Origin of the sequence: Prosthecomicrobium sp. N25 (assembly GCF_037203705.1) — a bacterium.
In the GTDB taxonomy this organism is placed as follows: domain Bacteria; phylum Pseudomonadota; class Alphaproteobacteria; order Rhizobiales; family Ancalomicrobiaceae; genus Prosthecodimorpha.
Map to the genome: position 1 here is coordinate 533,993 of NZ_JBBCAT010000001.1, position 15,512 is coordinate 549,504.

Sequence of the window (15,512 nt, forward strand, 5' to 3'; positions counted from 1 at the left end):
CTGCGCTTCAGCTCCGATCCTAGAAGCTCGGCGGGGTACACGCCGACACCACGACCAGCTCCCCCTCGCCGACGTTCTTGAAGGCGTGCGGCTTGCGGCTGTCGAAGAAGTAGGCGTCGCCGGGGCCGAGCTCGTAGCGGCGGGCGGCCACCTCGAGCTGCAGGCGGCCACGGATGACGATGCCGGCCTCCTCGCCCTGGTGGGACAGCATCTGCTTGCCCGAGTCCGCGCCCGGCTTGTAGCGCTCGTGCAGCATCTGCAGCGACCGCCCGGCGAGGTTCGCGCCGACCTGCCGGTAGCTGATCGGCCCGGAGCCGATCTCGGTCAGCTCCTCGAAGCGGAACACCACCTTCTCGGTCTCGGGCTCCCCGCCCGAGAAGAAGTCCGCGATCCCCATCGGGAAGCCGGAGAGGATCTGCTTCAGCGCCGCGATCGACGGGCTGACCCGGTTCGCCTCGACCATCGACACGGTCGCGTTCGAAACCCCCGCGCGCTTGGCCAAGGCCCGCTGCGACAGTCCGTGCGAGATCCTGAGCGCCCTGAGGCGCCGGCCGATGTCGATGTCGTTGCCGGCGGGCGGGGCCGGCGCATCCGGAGGCGGCGATTCGTTCATGTGTTCATGAAAACGAACGGCATGAACAGCGTCAAGCCGTGGACCCGCCTCGCCCCGGTGAGGTACTGTTCGGCATCGCGATCAGGCGGGCCGGGCAGGCCGTCGCCGCGGAGGAGACGTCCGATGAACTACCAGCACCGCACGAACGATCTCGAAGCCTTCTGGATGCCCTTCTCGGCGAACCGGCAGTTCAAGAAGGCGCCGCGCATGTTCGTCGCCGCCGATCGCATGCATTACACGACCGACGACGGCCGCAGGGTGCTGGACGGCACGGCGGGCCTGTGGTGCTGCAACGCGGGCCACAAGCGGCCGAAGATCGTCGAGGCGATCCAGCGCCAGGCCGCCGAGCTCGACTATGCCCCCGCGTTCCAGATGGGTCACCCGAAGGTCTTCGAGTTCGCCTCCCGGCTCGTCAACATCGCCCCGCCCGGCTTCGACCACGTCTTCTTCACGAACTCCGGCTCCGAGTCGGTGGAAACCGCCCTCAAGATGGCGATCGCCTATCACCGGGCGAAGGGCAACGGCTCGAAGTTCCGCCTGATCGGGCGCGAGCGCGGCTATCACGGCGTCAACTTCGGCGGCATCTCGGTCGGCGGCATCGTGTCGAACCGCAAGATGTTCGGCACGCTCCTGACCGGCGTCGACCACATGCGCCACACCCACGACCCCGCCCGCAACGCCTTCTCGCGCGGCGAGCCCGAGCACGGCGTCGAGTTCGCCGAGGATCTGGAGCGCATCGTCGCCCTTCACGACGCCTCCACGATCGCGGCCGTGATCGTCGAGCCGGTCGCCGGCTCCACGGGCGTGCTGATCCCGCCGAAGGGCTACCTGAAGCGCCTCCGCGAGATCTGCGACAAGCACGACATCCTGCTGATCTTCGACGAGGTCATCACCGGCTTCGGCCGCCTCGGCGCCCCCTTCGCGACCGACTACTTCGGCGTCTCGCCGGACATCATCACCACCGCCAAGGGCATCACCAACGGCGTCATCCCCATGGGCGGCGTCTTCGTGAAGGGCAAGATCCACGACGCCTTCATGAACGGCCCGGAGCACCTGATCGAGTTCTTCCACGGCTACACCTACTCGGGCAACCCGATCGCCTGCGCGGCCGGCCTCGGCACCCTCGAGACCTACCAGGAGGAGGGCCTGCTCACCCGCGCGGCCGAACTCGCCGACTACTGGGCGGACGGGCTCCATTCGCTGAAGGGCCTCCCGCACGTGATCGACATCCGCAACGTCGGCCTCATCGGCGCGATCGAGCTGGAGCCGATCGCCGGGGAGCCGACGAAGCGCGCCTTCTCGTGCTTCCTCGACGCCTTCCAGCGCGGGCTCCTCATCCGCACCACCGGCGACATCATCGCGCTGTCGCCGCCGCTGATCATCGAGAAGTCCGAGATCGACCAGCTCTTCGGCACCCTCGCCGACGTGCTGAAGAACGCGGCCTGAGGAGGCTCGGAGCCGGCGCATGACCCGCTTCTCCGCCCACGAACCGGCGACGTCGAGCCTGCTCGTCGACGACGACGCCGTCCGCGTCACGCGCTGGGACTTCGCGCCCGGCGCCGAGACCGGCTGGCACCGGCACGGCCTCGCCTACGTGGTCGTGGCCCTGACCGACTGCCCGTTCCTGGTCGTGTCGGAGGCCGGCGAGCAGCGCGTCGACGTGCCGGCCGGGACGGCCTACAGCCGCGACGCCGGCATCGAGCACAACGTCGTCAACGGCGGCGAGCGGCCCATGAGCTTCGTCGAGATCGAGCTGAAGCGCTGATGGACGGCGGCTCGCCGGGGGAGGGCGGGCGGATCGCCCGGAGGTTGCACTCTCGGGGTCGCCGCCGCTGTCGCTCCGTCCGGCAATCGCCGCAGGCACCGGAGCTTCGGTGGACCCGATCCCTCCCACGCGTGTCACCCCGGCCATCGCGCCGGGGCCCATTGGCCGGGCAGCCGGACCGGTGGTGCTCAAGTGCCGGGCCGTGCAATCGGGGCAGCCACTGGATCCCGGCGCGATGGCCGGGATGACACGTGCGGGGCGTTGCGGACCGGACCGAAGCGCATCGCCCGCGGGCACTGGCCCGCCCCGCCGCATGCCCCGCCTTCCGCCGGCCCTGGGTCCGGCGACAAAGAGAACACTGAGGAGGAAACGCCCATGCAGACCATTCCGAACGCGATCGGCGGCCGCAAGGTCGTCTCCAAGTCGGCCCGGACCACCCCCGTCTACGATCCCGCCACCGGCGAGCAGGCCGCCGTCCTGCCGCTCTCGACCTTCGACGAGGTGAACGCCGCCGTCGCGGCCGCCAAGGCCGCCGCCCCCGAATGGGGCCGCACGCCGCCCCTGAAGCGGATCCGGCCGATGTTCAAGTTCAAGGAACTGCTCGACCGCCACGTGGCCGACATCGCGCGGGCCATCTCGAAGGAACACGGCAAGACCCACGCGGACGCCCTCGGCGAGGTGGCGCGCGGCATCGAGGTGGTCGACTTCGCCTGCGGCATCCCCCATCTCCTGAAGGGCGAGTTCAGCCGCAACGTCGGGCCCGACGTGGATTCCTGGTCCGACCGCCAGCCCCTCGGCGTCGTCGCCGGCATCACGCCCTTCAACTTCCCCGCCATGGTGCCGCTGTGGATGTACCCGATCGCGGTCGCGGCCGGGAACACCTTCGTGCTGAAGCCCTCCGAGCGCGATCCGTCCGCGCCGCTTCTCGTCTGGGAGTTGTTCCAGGAGGCCGGATTCCCGGACGGGGTCCTCAACATCGTGCACGGCGACAAGGAGGCGGTCGATGCCCTGCTCGACCATCCGGACGTCAAGGCGGTGAGCTTCGTCGGCTCGACTCCCATCGCCGAGTACGTCTATGCGCGCGGGACGGCCAGGGGCAAGCGCGTGCAGGCCCTCGGCGGCGCCAAGAACCACATGGTGATCCTGCCCGACGCCGACATCGACAAGGCCGCCGACGCCCTGATGGGCGCGGGCTACGGCTCGGCCGGCGAGCGCTGCATGGCGGTCTCGGTGGCGGTCCCGGTCGGCGACAAGACCGCCGACGCCCTCGTCGAGGCCCTCGCCCCGCGCGTCCGCGCCCTGAAGATCGGCCCGGCTTCCGACCCGGAGGCCGAGATGGGCCCGCTGGTCACGCTCCAGCACCAGCGCAAGGTGCTCGGCTACATCGACAAGGGAGTCGAGGAGGGTGCCGACCTGGTCGTCGACGGCCGCGGCTTCCGGCTCCAGGGCTACGAGAACGGCTACTTCGTCGGCGGCACCCTGTTCGACCGCGTCCGCCCCGACATGGCGATCTACAGGGAGGAGATCTTCGGGCCGGTGCTCTCGGTCGTCCGCGCCGCCTCCTTCGAGGAGGCCGCCAGCCTGATCGAGCACCATGAATACGGCAACGGCACCGCCATCTTCACCCGCGACGGCGACGCCGCCCGCGCCTTCGCGGACCGCATCGAGGTCGGCATGGTCGGCATCAACGTGCCGATCCCGGTGCCGGTCGCCTACCACTCCTTCGGCGGCTGGAAGCGGTCCCTCTTCGGCGACCACTCGATCTACGGCATGGAGGGCGTCCGCTTCTACACGCGGCTGAAGACGGTCACGTCCCGCTGGCCGACCGGCATCCGCTCCGGCGCCGAGTTCAATTTCCCGAGCCTGAAGTGAATCCAGGCGTGGACGGGTAGAGAGCCGAGTTTCGAGGCTTCCAGAAGCATTTCACGAGCTTGGTTTCTGTCATGCCCGGGCTTGTCCCGGGCATCCACCTGCCGCGGTTGGTCTTCGTGGCACGGATTGCCGGGACGAGCCTGGCAATGACAGACCGAAAGGCTCGGAATTCGGGGACAGCCTCACGCCGTCAGGTCGAGCGTGCTCTTCATCATCTCATCGGCGACCTTCACCACCTTGAGCGCGGCCTCGTAGTCGAGCTTGGCGGTGAGTTGCGTGATCGCCTCGCCGGCGTAGTCGACCTCGGGCGCGCCCACCATCCCCCGCGCGTCCGCGTCCGGCGAGGTCGGGTCGTAGGCGAGGCCGACGCCGTTCGGGCGGGTCGTGACCGTCGTGGTGACGCCCCCGCCCGCGACCGCCTGCTGGCGGACGTCCTGTGGCCGGTAGGCGGTGGTGGCGCCGTTCGCGTCCGGCACCGTACCGGTGGTGCGGGCGTTGGCGACGTTCGAAGCGGAGACTTCCAGGCGGCGGGCGGCGGCATTCATGCCGGAGACGGCGGTCGCGATGGCGCTGAGGGACATTGGGCTCTGCCTCCTGCCCCAGGGGTAGCAGGCGCGCCTTGCCGGCCTCTTGCGGAAATCCAGACAAGTCTCATCACCCGTGCCGCCGTCCCGGCCGCAGCGGAACAGCCTCGGTGCGCCCGCGTTGCTCCCACGACAACCTCGAGGGAACGAGCCATGCAGACCGCCAACTTCGCTGACATTCTCTGGGCCGTAGCGGTGATCGGCGGGCCGATCCTGCTCGGCCTGATCCTGCTCGTCAGCATGCTGCGCCGGCGCCGCCGCGGCGCCGTGCTCCGCGACCGCGAGGGCAGCCCCGTCGCCGACCCTGCCGACGCCGTGAACCCGCGCGACATCGTCTCGCCGGACTACCGCGAGGTCCGCTGACGGGTCGGTCCCGCCCCCGGGGGCGGGCCCCGTCAACGCAGATGGCGGGCCGCCTCCTCGACGAGGCGGGTGACCATCGTCCGCAAGGTGGTGCTCATCGCCTCCTCCCGGAAGCCTCCCGCCTCGTTGAAGGCGTCGCCGGCGCGCATCACGACGGTCATCTCCGGGATGACCGTGGCACCGAGCCCCAGGCCGAGGGTCTGCCGCAACTGGATCAGACCCCGGTAGCCCCCGAAGTTGCCGCCCGAGGCGGCCCCGATCGCATAGGCCCGACCCTTCCACGGGGTGGGCTGCGTGCGGATCCGGCTCACCCAGTCGATGGCGTTCTTGAGGAGCGGTGTGACGCCCGCATTGTACTCCGGCGAGGCGATGAAGATGCCCTGGTGCTCCACCATCAGCCCATGCAGCCGCTTGGCGTTCTCGGGCACCCCGGACTGCGCCTCCAGGTCGCCGTCGTAGATCGGCAGCGGGTAGTCGGCGAGCGAGATCTGGGTGACCGGAACGTCGGCCAGCGCCAGTTCCTTCACGACCAGGGCGGTCAGCTTGGCGTTGATGGAGCCGGTCCGGATCGATCCGGCGAAGGCCAGGATGCGGGGTGACGTCATGCGGGAGATCCTCGGGTGTGGAACACCCGGGGAGTATAGGCCGCCGCCGCGATCCGGCGAGGCGGCGTCACGCCGCGACCGCCGCCCGCGCCGGCATCGCCTCGTAGGGCGCCCGCCAGCCGGGGAGCTCGGAGATCCGGTCCGCCCAGGCCGCGATCGCCGGATGGGTCGTGTCGAGGTCGTAGCCGGTTTCCTCGACGGGGTAGAACAGGTAGCCGGCGAGGGACAGGTCCGCGATGGTCGGCCTGTCGCCGAGCAGGAACGGCCGGTCCTTCAGGTGCCTCTCGACGATCCCGAGGTTGTTGCTGATGCGGCCGGCCAGGAAGGCCATGACCTCCGGGTGCCCCTTCGGCTCCGCGAATGTGCGAAGCCACCTGTGGGTCGCGAAGTAGCTCGTGAACTTGTGATTGTCGAACAGGATCCAGCGCCAGATCTCGCGCCGTTCCCGCGCGTCCCGACCGCCGAAGCGTCCGGTGATCTCCGCAAGGGCGTCGAGGATCATGCCCGACTGGGTCAGCCGCTCCCCGCGATGCTCCAGCACCGGGACCTCGCCCATCTCGCTGACCTCGGCGCGCCAGGCCGGATCGCGCGTCTGCCCGACGAAATAGTCGACGAAGACCGGCTCCCAGGCGGAGCCCGTCAGGTCGAGCATCATGGCGACCTTGTAGGCGTTACCCGATTGCGCGAAGCAGTGCAGCTTGAAGTCCGCCATGGTCCGTCCCTCCCGGCGCTTCGAATGTCGGCGGCGGGGAAGGTGGCGCGGCGCGCCGGGCGGGACAAGCCATTATTCGTGAAGTGATCCATCAGGAAGCCTGATCCCTCCCGGGCCGCTCTCGGCCCGGGAGGGACTCTGGCCCGGATCAGTGCCGGCCTTGCGAAGGCTGGTCGATTTCGCGCGCCGAGGCCCCCGTCGTCGACTTGGCGCCTCGCCCTCCGTCGGAAGCCTGGCCGCCCTTGCGCCCGGCCTCGGCCGCCAGTTCGCGGCTCCGGGAGAAGCTGCGCTTCTCGTCGGGAACGCTTTGGCCGCCCTTGCGCCCTGCCTTGGCGGCGAGCTCGTGGTTTTGCGAGAAGCTCCGCTTCTCGTGAGGCACGCTCTCGCCACCCTTTCGGGCTATCTCTCTCTGCTTGGCCGGATCCATCGCGGCGAAGCCACGGTTGGACTTGGCTCTCTCGCCAGCCATCGGTCTCTCCTCGGAAAATCCTGTTTCCAAACCCGAGCTGTCAACGAGCCGACATCGTCATTTGTTCCGGTCGGGTACGGTCAAGCTCAAGTGGCACAAAGGTTTTCCGAGGCTGGCGAACGGGTTCACCGGGGCCGGCGGGGCTTCCGCGTGGCGTCACCGTCGCCGTTCGCCGAGACCGGCACGGCGCTCGTCAGCCCGTCATTGTCGCGAATGGCGCGCGACTTGGCGAACTGTCCGGCGGCGTCCGCCTTCGGGTTGCCGGCCTTGGAGGCGGCGGGCGGGCGCCGGGGCGCGGCCGAGGGCGGCGTCTCCGGCCGGTCGTCCGCGTGCTCGGCGGCGACCCGCAGGTCCGGAGCCGCGACCTGCTCGCCCTGGTCGGCGAGGTCGGGGAACTCGCCCTGGTTCTCGATCGCGATGAAGGGTTCGACGGGTTCGCCCCCCTCCGTGGGCACCGGCCGGAGCGTGTCCTCGTAGCTGTCCTCGATGGCGACCATCTCGCGGGCCTGCTCCCAATGCAGGTCGTGGCGCCCGTGGGGGCGGCCCTCCGCCTCCCACAACTGATGCGCCTTTTCCCGGATGCGGCGCTCGGTGTCGTCCTCGGTTCCTGGCATTCCGCTTCTCCTTCGGGCGGGGTTGCGCGCCCGGTCGCAGGCCGGGCGGCCCCCTCGGCCGGCCCGGAGAATGGGTGGGGGGTGGGTCAGCCGCCGAGCCGCATGGTCCGGCGCGCGGACGCGAGGAGACGCTTCAGCTCCGCGTCGGCGGCGCTTTCGACCGCAAAGGCGAGGTCGGGTTCCGCGCCCGGGTCCTCGTGTGCGTCACGGTACTCCAGCTCCGCTTCGACGCGGTCCAGAAAGCCCGCGTCCCGCTCCGCCGCGGCAGCGAGCAGGGCGCTGAGAAGCTTGCGATGGATGGTCAGCACGCCCTCGATGTCGGGCGGCAGGGCGGATCGCGGTTCGGTCATGTCCCCTCCGGTCAGGTGCGGCCGGTGCGAGCCGCGGGTTCGAGCGGGCGCCGGAGGGAGGGGGGAGTCCGGTTTTCCCCCGCGATCCGACGCGGCTCGCACCGGCCTGGCGCACGAACGGCGCGTGCCCCGGATTGTTCCCCGCCATCGCGCCGCCGGGCTCCGGAACAAGCCCCCGTACGAAAGGGTTCACGTGCCGTATCCCGCAACACGCGCCACCGCGATAGGACCCGCCGGAATGATCGAGAGCCCGCGCCGCATGCCGATCGGGGCCGAACTCATGCCCGACCGGCGCGGGACGTCCTTCAGGGTCTGGGCGCCCGACCACGAGGCCGTCCGGGTCCGCGTCGACGGGGTGGACGTCCCGATGGACCCGGCCGGGGACGGACTGTTCGAGCGCGAGGTCCCGGCCGCGACGGTCGGCTCCCGCTACGGCTTCGTCCTGGGGGCCTCGGAGGCGCCCGTTCCCGACCCCGCCGCGCGCGCCCTGCCGGACGGGCCGCACGGCCTCGCCATGGTGGTCGACCCCGACGCCTTCGGCTGGACGGACGCGGACTGGCCCGGCCTCGGCCTCGACGGCCAGGTCCTGCAGGAGATCCACATCGGCACCTTCACGCCGGAGGGCACCTTCGAGGCCGCGGCCGACAAGCTGCCGCTGCTCGTTGCCGTGGGCATCAGCGTGATCGAGATGATGCCGGTCGCCACCTTCCCGGGCCGCTTCGGCTGGGGCTACGACGGCGTCGGGCTCTTCGCGCCGACCCCTCAATACGGCACCCCCGACGACCTCCGCCGCTTCATCGACCGCGCCCACGGGCTCGGCATGGGGGTCATTCTGGACGTCGTCTACAACCACCTCGGACCCGACGGCCAGTATCTGAGCCGCTGTGCCAGCGCCACCTTCAGCGACGTCTACGAGAACGAGTGGGGCGCCCCCCTGAACTTCGACGGGCCCGGGTCGGAGGGCGTGCGTCGCTTCTTCCGCGAGAACGCCGCCTACTGGATCCGCGAATTCCACTTCGACGGCCTGCGCTTCGACGCGACCCAGCAGGTCTACGACAGCACCGTCCCGCACATCGTCGCCGAGTGCGCAGCCGCCGCGCGCGCCGCGGCGGGCCCGCGCCGCCTTTTCCTGACGGCCGAGAACACCCCCCAGGACGTGCGGGTGGTGCGCCCGGCCGAGGCGGGCGGCTTCGCGCTCGACACGATCTGGAACGAGGATTTCCAGCGCGCCGCCCGCGTCGCGCTGACCGGCGAGCGCGTCGCCTACTACGCCGACCACGCCGGCAGCGCCCCCGAACTGGCCGCCGCCACGGTCTTCGGCTTCCTCTACCAGGGCCAGCGCTCCGGCTGGGAGCGGCAGCCGCGCGGCACGCCCGCTCTCGACCTGCCGATGAAGCGCTTCGTCACCTTCCTGGAGAACCACGACCAGGTCGCCAACTCGGCCCGCGCCGAGCGCCTCGTGCTGCTGGCCGACCCCGGGCTCCTGCGCGCGCTGACCGCGATGCTCCTGCTCGGGCCCCAGACCCCGCTCCTGTTCCAGGGCCAGGAATTCGGCTCGACCCGGCCCTTCCCGTATTTCGCCGACGTCACGGGCGACCTCGGCCGCGGCGTGCGCGAGGGCCGCGCCGGGTTCATGGCCCAGTTCCCCGACGCCCGGCCCGACGTGATCGCCGACCCGACCGACCCGGCGACCTTCGCGTCCGCGGTCCTGGAATGGGGCGAGCGCACCGACAACGCCCATTGGGTGGCGCTGCACCGCGACCTGATCCGGCTGCGCCGCACGGATCCCGTCATCGCCGACCAGGGCGGCCACGGCCTGGTGGCGACCACGCCCTTCCCGACGCTCGCCGCCATCCGCTTCCTCGCTCCCCAGGCGGGGACGGGCGACCGCCTGCTGCTCGTCAACCTCGGCGAGGATATCGAGGTGCCGACCGTGCCGGACCCGCTCTTCGCCACCGGCACCGGCGGGGAATGGGTCACGCTCTGGTCGAGCGAGGACGAGGCCTACCGGGGTCGCGGCGCGGAACCCGTTGCGCACGGCGAGGGCTGGTCGATCCCCGGCCGCGCGGCCGTGCTGCTCGCCCCCGGCCCCGAAGCCCAGGAGGGAGACGCCCGATGACCGAGTGGTGGAAGTCCAGCATCATCTACCAGGTCTACCCGCGCTCCTTTCAGGACACCGACGGCGACGGCGTCGGCGACCTCGAGGGCGTGCGCCGGCGGCTCGGCCACCTCGTCGACCTCGGTGTCGACGCGGTCTGGCTCTCCCCGATCTTCGTCTCGCCGATGCGCGATTTCGGCTACGACATCGCCGACTACACCGCGATCGACCGGGTCTTCGGCACCATGGAGGATTTCGACCGGCTCCTGGCGGACGCCCACGGCCGCGGCCTGAAGCTGATCCTCGACCTCGTGCCGAACCACACGTCGGATCGGCATCGCTGGTTCGGGGAGAGCCGGACCGGCCGCGACTCGCCCAAGCGCGACTGGTACATCTGGCGCGATCCGGCCCCGGACGGCGGGCCGCCGACCAACTGGATGTCGGAATTCGGCGGCAGCGCCTGGGAGTTCGACGACGCCACCGGGCAGTACTACTACCACGCCTTCCTGGCCTCCCAGCCGGACCTGAACTGGCGCAACCCGGAGGTCCGGGCCGCCATGCGCGACGTCATGCGCTTCTGGCTCGACCGGGGCGTCGACGGCTTCCGCATCGACGTGCTCTGGCATCTGATGAAGGACGACCAGTTCCGCGACAACCCGGAGAACCCCTACTGGCAGGAGGGGGACTCGCCGATCGCCCGGCTGATTCCGCTCTACACCACCGACCTGCCGGAGATGGAGGACATCGTCCGCGAGCTCCGCCGCACCGTGGCGGCCTATGACGACCGGGTCCTCATCGGCGAGATCTACCTGCCGCACGACCGGCTCGCCCGCTACTACGGCCACGAACTCGAGGGGATCCACCTCCCCTTCAACTTCGCCCTCATCGACGCCCCCTGGCATGCGCGCAAGATCGAGGCCCTGGTGGCCGACTACGAGGCGAGCCTGCCGGAGGGCGGCTGGCCGAACTGGGTCACCGGCAACCACGACAAGCCGCGCATCGCCACCCGCGTCGGCCCCGACCAGGCGCGCGTGGCCGCGATGCTACTTCTGACCCTGCGCGGTACGCCGACCGTCTACTACGGCGAGGAACTCGGCATGGAGAACGTGCCGATCGAGGACCGCGACGCGCTCGACCCTTTCGCCCGCCGCGTGCCCGGCCACGGCCATGGCCGCGACGGCGCCCGTACGCCCATGCGCTGGGAGGACGGGCCGAACGCCGGCTTCACCACGGGCCGGCCCTGGCTGCCCGTCGGCGAGCATCCGGTGACGGTCGCCATGCAGCGGGACGACCCGAAATCGATCCTGTCGCTCTACCGGCGCCTGATCGCCCTTCGGCGCGCCCATCCGGCCCTGTCCGTCGGCGGCTACCGGCCGCTCTTCGCGGAGGGCGACCTCCTGCTCTATGCCCGCGAGTCCGGCGAGGAGCGTTTCCTCGTCGCCCTCAACCTGGGCCCCGACCCGATCAGCGCGTCCCTCGAGGCGCTCGGCCTTTCGGGCACGCTGCGCGTCTCCGCCACCGGAGACCGGGAGAGCGAGCGCGTCGTGGACGTCGTGGACCTGAGGGGCGGGGAGGGTGTGGTGATCGAGCTCGACGGGCCGATCTGAGGGGGCCGGCGGCGGCCGACCGGCGGATCAGGCGATCGGGCCCTTGCGGGCGTCGCGCCGCTGGGCCGGGTCGCGCGGATCGGCGATCGCCGGGTCGCGATAGGTCTCCTCCTCCGCCGTGTAGGGCTTCGGAGACGCGTCGGCGCGGTCGTCGAGCTTGCGGTCGGACTCGTGCCGTCGGTGGTCCGGCTTGGCGCCGGGCGTCCCGGCCGGAGATGTCCGCGGGAGCGGGCCGTTGCGCGCCGCGTCCGCGCCGCCGTTTTCCGGGTTCGGTCGGGGACCGTCGCGCTCTGCCATGCCTCGAATCCTCGTAAACGCCTCGCCGCAGTAACGGCAAGCGGGGGCAATGGTTCCGATCGAAGTTCCGTCCTATCGGACGGAACCGATCACGTTGTCGAGCGTTGTAGCCCGAACCAATGGGGAAAATTCCCAACCCGAGGCCAAGTCCCGCTGGGGCACGACCTCCTCGAACCTGCTCGGGTACGCGTCATGACCATCGCGCCTCAAGGAATTCCCAAGGAAATCGCCGATCTGATCCCTGCTCTGCGAGCTTTTGCTAGAACTCTGGTACGCAATCCCTTCGATGCCGACGACCTCGTGCAGGAGACGTTGCTCAAGGGGATCGCCAACGCGCACCGGTTCACCCCCGGCACCAGCCTGAAGTCCTGGCTGTTCACCATCCTTCGCAACACGTTCTACACCTCGATCAAGATCACCAACCGCGAACATCCCGGCGTCACCGACTGCATCTCCGGCGACTGCGCCATCCTGCCCGGCCAGGAATGGACGATCCGCGGCAAGGAGCTGAAGAAGGCCCTCGAGCGGCTTCCGGCCGACCAGCGCGAGGTTCTGATCCTGATCGGCGTGCTCGGCGCCAGCTACGAGGAAGCCGCCGAGATCTGCGGCTGCGCCATGGGCACCATCAAGAGCCGCCTCAACCGCGCCCGCACCCGGATGCTCGAGTATCTCGAGGCGGACGACGTCAACGAGCTCCTGCAGGACGACGAGCCGCATCGCGGCGTGGCCGTCTAGGGTCCCCGAAGCCACCATCCGTCGCCTCCGTCCAAAGGGCCCGGCCTCCGCCGGGCCTTCACGCTTTCCCGTCACCGTCATCGGCCGGTTTCGTCCCCATCCCGATCTCGAGTCCGCGGAGAAGGACCAGCACCGCGAAGGCGAGGGCGAGCACCAGCGCGCCGAGCGCGAAGAAGCCGGCCCCGAAGGCGAGCCCGGTCACCCCGCAGATCCACAGGTTCGCGGCCGTGGTCAGTCCGCGCACCTGCCCGCCCGAGCGGATGATGATCCCGCCGCCGATGAAGCCGACGGCGGCCACCACCCCTTCGATGATCCGCATCGGGTCCGCGTTGACGCTCTGGTGCCGCGCATGGAGCGCGTCGCTGAGATCGAGCGCGAGCACCGCCGTGGCGGCGGCCGCCAGCGACACCAGCATGTGGGTGCGCAGGCCGGCGCTCCGCCCCATCTTCTCGCGGTCGAACCCGAGCACGAACCCTGCCGCGAGGGCCCCGATGAACTTGGCCAGCACCAGCCCCGGCCCGGTCCGGAGAAGCTCGGGCAGCCATTCGGGTCCCGTGTCTATCAACGGTCCCGGTCCTTGGCCGACCGGCGTCGCGCGGCCCCGGCCGCGGGGGCGCCCGTGATCGCCGCGTTGGCGGCCGCGTCGGCCCCCAGCGCCGGCAGGTCGGGGGCGGGGTCTTCCGGTTCGTCCTCCGGGAGCGGCCGTCCGGCCGCCGGATTGTGCCAGGTCGCCGCCTCCGCCTCGATCTGGCGCTGGGCTTCGCGCCAATGCGCCTCGGCGCGTCCCTCCGGCCGCCCCTCCTCGATCCAGATCCGGTGCGCCCTTTCGCGGATCCGCGCCTCGATGTCCTCCATGCCGCCCTCCGCTGCGCCGGCTCCGGTCAGATCATGGCCGAACCGCCGGCGCGGCTCCGCGGTTCCGGTCAGGAGCCCACGACCGTGCCGCCGTTCGGATGCAGCACCTGCCCACTCATGTAGGAGGCGTCGTCGCTCGCCAGGAAGACGTAGCAGGGGGCCACCTCGTTGGGCTGCCCGGCGCGCTCCATCTCCGAGCTCTTGCCGTGCTCCGCGGTCCGCGTCTCGTCGAAGGAGGCGGGAATGAGGGGCGTCCAGATCGGCCCCGGCGCGACCGCGTTGACCCGAATCTTGCGATCCGAGAGCGCGACCGCCATCGAGCGCGTGAAGGTCACGATGGCGCCCTTGGTGGCGGCGTAGTCGATCAGTTGCGGGTTGCCCTTGTAGGCGGTGATCGAGGTGGTGTTGATGATCGCCGCGCCCTCCTTGAGGTGGGGCAGGGCCGCCTTGGTCAGGAAGAACTGGCTGAAGAGGTTGGTCCGGAAGGTCCGCTCGAGCTGCTCCGCCGAGAGCTCCGTCAGGTCCTTCACCGTGTGCTGCTCCGCCGCGTTGTTGACGAGGACATCGAGCCGGCCGAAGCGCGACAGGGTCTTGGCGACAATCTCCCGGCACTGGTCCTCGGCCCCGACGTCGCCGGGAATGAGCAGGGCCTCGCTCCGCTCCGCCTCGACGGCGCGCTGTGTCTCCTCGGCGTCCTTGTGCTCGTCGAGGTAGGAAATCGCCACCCGGGCCCCCTCGCGCGCGAAGGCGACCGCCACGGCCCGCCCGATGCCGCTGTCGCCGCCGGTGATGATCGCGACCCGCCCGGCGAGCCGCCCCGACCCGGGATGGCGGGGCATGTAGTCCGGCCGCGGCGTCATTTCGGATTCGAAGCCGGGCTGGCGGTCCTGGGACTGCGGGGGCTGAGGCGTGTCGGACATGGCGGGGCGCTCCGGCTCGGGACTGGTGTCCTGTCGGAACGGCGGCCTGTCCGCCCATGTTCCGCCTCAATCGGCGTCCGGCGGCGTACGGTTCGGGTGCGGGGACCTGAACCCGTCGGCGGGCTCGGCGAGCTTGGCTTCGAGGAAGTCGGCGAGGCGTGCGAGATCCGGCGGCACGGGCTCGTCCAGGACGGGTTCGAACAGACGTCGCAGATCGCGCCCGAGATCAGCCTGGCGCGTGTCGAGCCGGACGACCGTAGGCGGGGGCAGATGATCGTCGTCGCTCATGGTCGGCCGATGCGGTCGTGGCGCATGCGGGCGCCGGGCGGGCTGAAGCACTATACGTGTCGCAAGCCGGCGCAGACGCCGCCTCGTCGCCGTTTCGGGGACCTGTCTGAAAGGGTACGGCCCTGCGTGGCGGCCCCTTCCGACCGTCCGGCACATCGGACAATCGATCTCTCCAGTCCCCGCCGCCGAAGCGGCCGAAAATGCCTTTTGTTCCTTGGGGGGAAAAGTCTTCTTCAGCTACGCCCGCGCTGCGGGTCCTGCTGCGGCCCGGCGCCCGGGCGCGGAGTCTCCGGGTCCACCCGGATCGCATCTCCGGGCAGGCTCTCGACCGCCCCCATCCCGAGCGTCCGCGCCATCCGCGCCTCGACGCTCGACACGATCTGCTCGACCCGCTCCGCTGAGACGCCGAGAATGGCGGCCGCCTCGTCCGGGCCGAACTGCTCCATGACGACGAGCAGGTAGGCCCGGCGCGCCAGCGGCTCCAGCCCGCGCAGTTGCGTCTCGTGGAAGCTGTTACCGTCCGCCGGCTGGCCGGTCCGGTCGGTGGGCCGGACGACAGAGCAGAAGGCCTGGAACAGCGCGGCCCTCAACGGCAGGTCCGGGTCGAGGCCGACGCGGCCGTCGATCAGGGCCTGGAGGACCAGGCCGATCTCGGCGTCGGCCGCCGACTTGGACCCCGCGAGGGCCCGGGCGAACCGGCGAAGATACGGGATGTGCCGCGCGATCTCGGTGCCCGACATCGGGGTTGACCCATCTTGCTCGCCG

General features: G+C 70.7%; 20 protein-coding genes. 7 read left to right on the forward strand and 13 right to left on the reverse strand.

Going from position 1 to position 15,512, the window contains the following annotated elements; translation table 11 throughout:
* Positions 1–19: 19 nt before the first annotated feature.
* A complete protein-coding gene (locus WBG79_RS02500) occupies positions 20–613 on the reverse strand; it encodes a cupin domain-containing protein (RefSeq protein WP_337355531.1) in 594 nt (197 codons plus the stop codon).
* Between the two features lie 123 nt (positions 614–736).
* On the opposite strand from WBG79_RS02500, the gene WBG79_RS02505 reads away from it, so the two are divergent.
* From WBG79_RS02505 to WBG79_RS02515, 3 genes are all read left to right on the forward strand, one after another.
* Positions 737–2,059 carry an aspartate aminotransferase family protein gene (locus WBG79_RS02505; protein ID WP_337355532.1) on the forward strand — a complete coding sequence of 441 codons (1,323 nt, stop codon included), beginning with the start codon at positions 737–739 and terminating at the stop codon, positions 2,057–2,059.
* A 19-nt stretch (positions 2,060–2,078) separates the two neighbouring features.
* Complete coding sequence (locus tag WBG79_RS02510) at positions 2,079–2,378, forward strand: cupin domain-containing protein (protein WP_337355533.1); 300 nt, start codon at positions 2,079–2,081, stop codon at positions 2,376–2,378.
* Between the two features lie 375 nt (positions 2,379–2,753).
* Complete coding sequence (locus WBG79_RS02515) at positions 2,754–4,250, forward strand: CoA-acylating methylmalonate-semialdehyde dehydrogenase (RefSeq protein ID WP_337355534.1); 1,497 nt, start codon at positions 2,754–2,756, stop codon at positions 4,248–4,250.
* Positions 4,251–4,432: 182 nt separating this feature from the next.
* Here the strand turns inward: WBG79_RS02515 and WBG79_RS02520 are convergent, their stop codons facing one another.
* Positions 4,433–4,831: a flagellar basal body rod protein FlgC gene (locus WBG79_RS02520; RefSeq protein ID WP_337355535.1), complete on the reverse strand. Its 399-nt coding sequence runs from the start codon at positions 4,829–4,831 to the stop codon at positions 4,433–4,435.
* 156 nt (positions 4,832–4,987) lie between these two features.
* Between WBG79_RS02520 and WBG79_RS02525 the strand changes: the two genes are divergently transcribed.
* Complete coding sequence (locus tag WBG79_RS02525) at positions 4,988–5,197, forward strand: MYXO-CTERM sorting domain-containing protein (protein ID WP_337355536.1); 210 nt, start codon at positions 4,988–4,990, stop codon at positions 5,195–5,197.
* A 32-nt stretch (positions 5,198–5,229) separates the two neighbouring features.
* On the opposite strand, the gene WBG79_RS02530 is transcribed toward WBG79_RS02525, so the two are convergent.
* From WBG79_RS02530 to WBG79_RS02550, 5 genes are all read right to left on the reverse strand, one after another.
* Positions 5,230–5,802 carry an NADPH-dependent FMN reductase gene (locus WBG79_RS02530; RefSeq protein ID WP_337355537.1) on the reverse strand — a complete coding sequence of 191 codons (573 nt, stop codon included), beginning with the start codon at positions 5,800–5,802 and terminating at the stop codon, positions 5,230–5,232.
* A gap of 67 nt (positions 5,803–5,869) precedes the next feature.
* Positions 5,870–6,514: a glutathione S-transferase family protein gene (locus tag WBG79_RS02535; protein WP_337355538.1), complete on the reverse strand. Its 645-nt coding sequence runs from the start codon at positions 6,512–6,514 to the stop codon at positions 5,870–5,872.
* A gap of 148 nt (positions 6,515–6,662) precedes the next feature.
* A complete protein-coding gene (locus tag WBG79_RS02540; protein WP_337355539.1) occupies positions 6,663–6,983 on the reverse strand; it encodes a general stress protein in 321 nt (106 codons plus the stop codon).
* 125 nt (positions 6,984–7,108) lie between these two features.
* A complete protein-coding gene (locus WBG79_RS02545; protein ID WP_337355540.1) occupies positions 7,109–7,597 on the reverse strand; it encodes a DUF2934 domain-containing protein in 489 nt (162 codons plus the stop codon).
* Between the two features lie 86 nt (positions 7,598–7,683).
* Complete coding sequence (locus WBG79_RS02550; RefSeq protein ID WP_337355541.1) at positions 7,684–7,947, reverse strand: hypothetical protein; 264 nt, start codon at positions 7,945–7,947, stop codon at positions 7,684–7,686.
* A 238-nt stretch (positions 7,948–8,185) separates the two neighbouring features.
* On the opposite strand from WBG79_RS02550, the gene treZ reads away from it, so the two are divergent.
* Both treZ and WBG79_RS02560 read left to right on the forward strand, forming a co-directional pair.
* The gene (gene treZ / locus WBG79_RS02555) at positions 8,186–10,066 is read left to right on the forward strand and encodes a malto-oligosyltrehalose trehalohydrolase (RefSeq protein ID WP_337355542.1); all 1,881 of its coding nucleotides are present in this window, start codon (positions 8,186–8,188) and stop codon (positions 10,064–10,066) included.
* Positions 10,063–11,652: an alpha-amylase family glycosyl hydrolase gene (locus tag WBG79_RS02560; protein ID WP_337355543.1), complete on the forward strand. Its 1,590-nt coding sequence runs from the start codon at positions 10,063–10,065 to the stop codon at positions 11,650–11,652. Before treZ ends, WBG79_RS02560 begins: the two co-directional genes overlap by 4 nt.
* A 27-nt stretch (positions 11,653–11,679) precedes the next feature.
* On the opposite strand, the gene WBG79_RS02565 is transcribed toward WBG79_RS02560, so the two are convergent.
* Positions 11,680–11,949 (reverse strand): hypothetical protein, encoded by a 270-nt coding sequence (locus WBG79_RS02565; RefSeq protein WP_337355544.1) that lies wholly within the window; start codon positions 11,947–11,949, stop codon positions 11,680–11,682.
* Between the two features lie 192 nt (positions 11,950–12,141).
* On the opposite strand from WBG79_RS02565, the gene WBG79_RS02570 reads away from it, so the two are divergent.
* Positions 12,142–12,684: a sigma-70 family RNA polymerase sigma factor gene (locus tag WBG79_RS02570; protein ID WP_337355545.1), complete on the forward strand. Its 543-nt coding sequence runs from the start codon at positions 12,142–12,144 to the stop codon at positions 12,682–12,684.
* A gap of 58 nt (positions 12,685–12,742) precedes the next feature.
* Here WBG79_RS02570 and WBG79_RS02575 read toward each other — a convergent pair whose 3' ends face one another.
* The 5 genes from WBG79_RS02575 to WBG79_RS02595 all read right to left on the reverse strand — a co-directional run bounded on the left by WBG79_RS02575 (position 12,743) and on the right by WBG79_RS02595 (position 15,487).
* Positions 12,743–13,249: an MgtC/SapB family protein gene (locus WBG79_RS02575; RefSeq protein ID WP_337355546.1), complete on the reverse strand. Its 507-nt coding sequence runs from the start codon at positions 13,247–13,249 to the stop codon at positions 12,743–12,745.
* On the reverse strand, positions 13,246–13,539 hold the full coding sequence (locus WBG79_RS02580; RefSeq protein ID WP_337355547.1) for a DUF2934 domain-containing protein: 294 nt from the start codon (positions 13,537–13,539) through the stop codon (positions 13,246–13,248). The genes WBG79_RS02575 and WBG79_RS02580 overlap by 4 nt, the downstream gene beginning before the upstream one ends.
* A gap of 68 nt (positions 13,540–13,607) precedes the next feature.
* Positions 13,608–14,459 carry an SDR family oxidoreductase gene (locus tag WBG79_RS02585; RefSeq protein ID WP_337355548.1) on the reverse strand — a complete coding sequence of 284 codons (852 nt, stop codon included), beginning with the start codon at positions 14,457–14,459 and terminating at the stop codon, positions 13,608–13,610.
* A gap of 66 nt (positions 14,460–14,525) precedes the next feature.
* Complete coding sequence (locus WBG79_RS02590; protein ID WP_337355549.1) at positions 14,526–14,747, reverse strand: hypothetical protein; 222 nt, start codon at positions 14,745–14,747, stop codon at positions 14,526–14,528.
* A 233-nt stretch (positions 14,748–14,980) separates the two neighbouring features.
* Positions 14,981–15,487: a hypothetical protein gene (locus tag WBG79_RS02595; RefSeq protein WP_337355550.1), complete on the reverse strand. Its 507-nt coding sequence runs from the start codon at positions 15,485–15,487 to the stop codon at positions 14,981–14,983.
* Positions 15,488–15,512: the final 25 nt, after the last annotated feature.